The 5,426-nt window shown below is 62.0% G+C and carries 5 protein-coding genes; 1 reads left to right on the top strand and 4 read right to left on the bottom strand.

Annotated elements, in window-relative coordinates:
• Window positions 1-393 precede the first annotated feature (393 nt).
• The 4 genes from HLA95_RS26615 to HLA95_RS26600 all read right to left on the bottom strand — a co-directional run bounded on the left by HLA95_RS26615 (window position 394) and on the right by HLA95_RS26600 (window position 3,842).
• Entirely contained in the window at window positions 394-846 is a 453-nt protein-coding gene (locus HLA95_RS26615; protein ID WP_191060533.1) for a hypothetical protein, read from the bottom strand.
• A gap of 193 nt (window positions 847-1,039) precedes the next feature.
• Window positions 1,040-2,497 (bottom strand): sodium:solute symporter family protein, encoded by a 1,458-nt coding sequence (locus HLA95_RS26610; protein ID WP_191060534.1) that lies wholly within the window; start codon window positions 2,495-2,497, stop codon window positions 1,040-1,042.
• A 1-nt stretch (window position 2,498) separates the two neighbouring features.
• Window positions 2,499-2,693, bottom strand: a complete 195-nt coding sequence (locus HLA95_RS26605) for a hypothetical protein (protein ID WP_191060535.1) — start codon at window positions 2,691-2,693, stop codon at window positions 2,499-2,501.
• A 39-nt stretch (window positions 2,694-2,732) separates the two neighbouring features.
• Window positions 2,733-3,842, bottom strand: a complete 1,110-nt coding sequence (locus HLA95_RS26600; protein ID WP_191060536.1) for a class II histone deacetylase — start codon at window positions 3,840-3,842, stop codon at window positions 2,733-2,735.
• 14 nt (window positions 3,843-3,856) lie between these two features.
• Between HLA95_RS26600 and HLA95_RS26595 the strand changes: the two genes are divergently transcribed.
• On the top strand, window positions 3,857-4,900 hold the full coding sequence (locus HLA95_RS26595; protein WP_191060537.1) for a helix-turn-helix transcriptional regulator: 1,044 nt from the start codon (window positions 3,857-3,859) through the stop codon (window positions 4,898-4,900).
• Window positions 4,901-5,426 lie beyond the last annotated feature (526 nt).

Below are 5,426 nucleotides of genomic sequence, written 5' to 3'. Positions count from 1 at the left end.
AGACCTGGGCCAAAGAGCCCGATCGGTTCAGGCTCGACCCGTCACACCACATCCCGGGACCGTACACCTAGCATCAATCACCTAATGCTCCTCGGCTGTCAGAGTTTCTAGCCGGCCTTCCATCGCAGAATGTCGCTATAATGCGACTCAGTATCACCCTCTTCGCCTATATGAATCTACGAGGAGGCTGTCGAACATGATTTCCGGACGAGGCAAGACCGGACGCTCAGTCGGTGACCAAACGCGAATGATTGATGTGGCTCCAATTGGCAGGCGGACGATGAAGGCATTCCTGAAAACAGTCCCATACCGTCCGCCAAGTACAACCGTATTAGCGTGATGTGCTCTGACGGCTTGTGGATCGTGACGGGCCAAGTCACATAGCGCAATATTCTACTCTTTCGAGAGCCATGCCCGATCGGCGTAGCGCAGGATGCGGTTACCGAACACGTGCTTCAATACGGGTCGCGCAAGCTCTGGCTGTCCAAGTGAAAAGACAGTGTACAGAAAATCGCTCCCATCAATGGATACGGCATCGTCTGGCGCGTCGAACTCTATGATTATCGGCGTGGTGTTCTCAACCGTGCGGTTGTGCTGCCATGCATAATAGGCGGCTCCCATTTCCTCGCCGCATGCACATACGCCGAAATCGACTTGCACGCCGTCCGGCCGAGTGTCCACAAGCGAAAGATCAGTCTTGGCAAATAGAGCATCCAGATCGCCGGGATGCCGGAACTCCATTTGCCAGTTCTTGCCCATGCCTCGAACCAAACCTTGGACTTTGATGGTCGTGATAACTTGCTCGACCTTGTCCTCTGGGACAGCAATGCCTCGAAAAAGCCGCATGTGTAGACCTTTCTGATGTCGGCATTCACCGCCTCGGTCGCCGCCAGGGCAAGCTCCAGCAGCTCCGCCGCAGTGACCTCGCGCCGCGCCACCAGTTCGGCCAGGGACACGGCATCATGACGAGCATATTCATCAAGTCTCATGACATGCACTCCCCTGGCGCGAACCGGTGTGCTGGCAGCCGATCCAGGCTTCAGGCGAATAGCGCCGAGACGCGCTGCGTCTCGATGCTCTTTGCCGGGGTGAGCATCGTCACGCCGACCAGGATCGCCGTGTTGCAGATCAGCCCGACGACGCCCGAGGTCAGGCCGCCGAGCGCCGGGATCGAGACCGGGTAGAGGAACTGCAGGACCACCGCGACCACGAAGCCCACGATCATGCCGAGCACGGCGGCGGGTGCGGTCGGCCTCTTCCAGAGCAGGCCCAGATAGAGCGACGGTGCGAGTTGCACGATGCCCTGATAGGCGGCGAGCGCCAGCGTCAGGAGGCCGGCCGTGGTGTTCACCGTCATGATCGCGCCGATGATGGCGAGAATGGTGGTGATCCCGACGATGATGCGGGCCGTGCGGGTGATCTGCCGGTCGGTCCCGCCCTTCACGTGGAAGATGTCCTGCGCGGCATGCACGCCGGTCGCCTGCGTCAGCGCGTTGATGTTGCCCATCGTCGCCGCGAGCACGCAGATGCCCGCGATGGACAGGATGACCGGGCCGCCATGGCTCGCCAGCAGGAACCAGACATTGTCCGGCGCTGCGGCGACCTCGGGCATGGAGCTGGCGAGCATCGCTGCCGTCAGCATCAGCGCCAGGAACAGGAACATCAGCGGGGCGGCCTTGAAGGCGGAGTTCCTCACCGTCTGCGCGCTCTTGGCGGTGAACAGGCGCACGAAGATGTCGGGCCAGCACCATGAGCCGAGCGCACCGGTGAGGACGATCGAGAAGTAGTAGAGCGGGCCCAGGTCACTGCCGAACGACGGCAGGGTCGCGAAGCTCTCGGACAGCTTGTCGAAGCCATGATCCGAGCGCAGGAGCATGACGATGAAGCCGATCGACAGCAGGCCGCCCACCCCATAGGCGATGATGCCCTGGACCATGTCGGAGATGACGATCCCGCGCATGCCCAGGCGCACCGTCCAGTACTGCCGGATCGCCAGCACCGCGATGCTCACGAACACGGCCTGCTCCGGCGAGACGAGGCCGAAGGACAGGTAGGAGAACACCAGGCCCAGGGACTGCAGGCCGAGGACGATCCACGGGAACATCGACACGACGCCGATGATCGCGGCCGTCACCCGCACGGCATCGGAATTGTACCGCATGCCGACGAAATCGGACTGGGTCTTGAGGTTGTGGCGCTTGCCCCAGTCGAACACCCGGTCGGCCAGATAATACATGAACAGGACGGCGAGCAGCGAATAGGAGATGACGTAGTAGCCGATCACGCCCGCTGAGGCCGCCAGCCCGGCAAACGCGATGAAGATGGTGCCGGGCAGCCAGGTGTTCAGGAAGGCCATGGTCTGAAACCATGAACCGAACGAGCGCCCGGCGACCGAGAACTCCTCGAAATTGTCGGTTGCCCGGTGATTACGCTCCATGACGTAGATGACGACGATGAAGAACAGCAGGATCATGCCGTAGCCGATGACGAAATTCATCCTACTCTTCCCCCCGGTTGTCGCCGATCGAGCGCAGCAGCACCATGGAGCTCACCAGCAGCAGGCCGCTGCCGAAGACATAGGCGAGCGCCATTGTCATGGAGCCGCCGGCAAAGAACAGATGGATCGGGGGGAACAGCATGATGATCAGATTGATTATCAGGATCCACCGTTCGACAGCTGATCTGTCGCGCATTCCAGAATTCCTCCCTGTCGGACTCTGTATCTTGATTGTTTACTTGATGTGCTTCACCAGAGCCGCCGACTGGGCGATCATCTCCGCCTGATGGGGCTGGAGTTCCTGCATCCCATAGCCGCTCAGGATCTTGAAGAACGGGTCCTCCACGCCGGTATTGACCTGGGTCAGGGCCTCGACGACCGCGATCCCGCAGAACGGCGTATAGGCCGGCGAGTAGCCGCCCTCGTGCATGATCAGCAGCTTGCCCTGGCAGAACCGGTCCGCCAGCGCCTTCATCCTGAGGGTCATCTCGCGATAGGTGCCGCTATGGGCCATGTTGCGCCCGAGCGGATCGACCGCACCGGCATCGAAGCCGGACAGGATGAAGATGAAGTCCGGCTTGAAGGCCTCGATCGCCGGCGTCACCACCGTGTCGATGCAATGCAGATAGGCCCCATGGCCCGAGCCCGGCGGCAGCGGCATGTTGATGTTGTAGCCATAGCCGTCGCCTTCGCCGGCTTCCTCGACGAACCCGGAATCCTGCGGATAGTTCTTGTACTGGTGGATCGACATCACCAGCGTGGTGGGGTCGCGATAGAACGCCTTCTGCGCGCCATTGCCGTGATGGACGTCCCAGTCCAGCATGGCGATCTTCATGTCGCCGAATTCCTTGCGCAGGTTCATCGCGGCGAGCACGGCATTGGCGAAGATGCAGAAGCCGCGGCCGATATCGGCTTCGGCGTGGTGGCCGGGCGGCCGGTTGAGGACATAGGCGGTGTCGATCTCGCCCTTCAGGATGGCGCGCCCCGCCACCAGGGGGCCCGCCGCCGACAACGCTGCGATCTCGTAGCCGCCGGGCCCGAACGGCGTGAGCTCGCCGGCATCGCCGCCGCCATTGTCGCTCATCTCCTTGATCCGCCGCATATAGTCCCGCGTGTGGAACAGCGCGATCTGGTCGTCGTTCAGCGGCTCGAAATCGTCGATGACGCGCAGGTGCTTCTTGATGCCGGACACCGACAGGAGCCCGTCGATGCGCCGCTTGCTGTCCGAGCTCTCGGCATGCACGATGTCCGGCTGCACATGACCGCCCGGCGCCATGTAGTTCGCCGCCAGACCGGTATTGTGCCACATGTATTCCTCGCGGAAGACGTAGCCCGTCCTGCTCATTGCACCCCTCCCTGTTGGCATGGCGGCACGGATGCTATAGCCCCGCGCCCATGAGGGAACCGCTGTCTGAACCCCTGCAAATGGACGGTAATCCCCTGCACGATCTGGATGCGGTGGGCGGGCTGCTGCTGGCCATCCACAGGCTGCCCCATCAGGTCGAGTTCACCGGCTTCCAGGAGCGTGCCCTGGCGCTGCTGGCCCGGGCAGTTCCGTTCGACTGCGCCTGGTGGGGCCTGGTGTCGGGCCTCAATCTCCATACCGAGATCAAGTTCCGGCTGCCGGCCACCTATCACGAGGACTGGGAGAAGATAAAAGCCGAGGATCCGGTCGCGAATCAGGCGGCCCTGCACCCGTTCTCGACGGTGATGTTCAACGAACGGGAACTCTGCCACTACCCGGCCTTGCAGGCGATGCTGGCGAACCACGGCATCCGGCATGTCCTGTGCACGCACACGCTGGAGCCGTCCCTGGGGCTCCATGCCTTTCTCGCCGTCTATCGCACCGCCACCCCGTTCACCGAGGCCCAGCGCAAGCTCAAGCAGATGGTCATGCCGCACCTGATGCACGCCCTGCATCTGAGCTGGCGCAAGCATCTGGAATCGGCACTCCTGGATGCCCTCACCGATGAACAGCTGGCCGCGAACGCGATCTGCGACCGCTCGGGCCTCATCCTCTCCGCCGACGAGTTCTTCGCCCGCTTCATGGCCATCGAATGGCAGCGCTGGCGCGGCCCGATGCTGCCGGACTACCTGCTGGCCCATCTGCGCCACGGCCGCCATTTCCGCGGCAGGAAGATCCGCGCCGTCTTCCGCGACGTCTCCGGCCTCTTCCTCGTGCGCGTATCCGAGCGCCGACCGGTTTCCGAACTTTCCCCACGGGAACTGGCCGTCGCCGAGCACTACGCCTTCGGGAAGACCTACAAGACGATCGCCCAGGAAATAGGCATCACGCCCAATACTGTCCGACACTATATCCGCACTGTGTTCGGCAAGCTGCAGATCAAGAACAAGACCGAACTATCGCGAATTATCTTCGGCTCGGTTTCGGAGCGGCATTAGCAAGAAAATCCGAAACACGTCCTGCATGGGCTGCAGAGCGGCCTGCTCGGCCGGCAGTTGCGGCAAACCCGATGAACGTCCACGGCACAGTACAGAGTACGGCTCGGCCACGCATCGGCAGCAGCAGCCGTAGCGGCATGATCGACTTCCTGACTAGGCGCCTGAGCCGAGACACAAACGGATGGGCCATCCAGAGATCGCACAGCTGTGCTTCTCGGCCTGCAGCATGAGGCGCGCATCACGCCCCGATCCCCGGCCATCGTGATCCCGGCAGCCATCACAGCCGATCTTCTTCGTTGTGGCGGATAGGTCTCACAGAGAGCGCCAGGAAACATCCTCGCAGCCGCATCCATGAGATTAACTGAAGCGTTAACCTGCTCTTAAGCAGAGGCGGCGCATGTTCAGGACATGACGCCGGACGTGCCCGGTGCTCGAAGCATTAGAGCATTTCAGGTTTAGGTGTTTGATCCCGCAATGTGGTGGTACAATGGATCACCATGCGGCAAGGGATGCGCTATGGGCCAGG

Origin of the sequence: Geminicoccus harenae (assembly GCF_019800005.1) — a bacterium.
Classification (GTDB): Bacteria; Pseudomonadota; Alphaproteobacteria; order Geminicoccales; family Geminicoccaceae; genus Geminicoccus; species Geminicoccus harenae.
The sequence above is the reverse complement of the archived record's forward strand: the minus strand, read 5'-3'. Positions and strand labels throughout refer to the sequence as shown.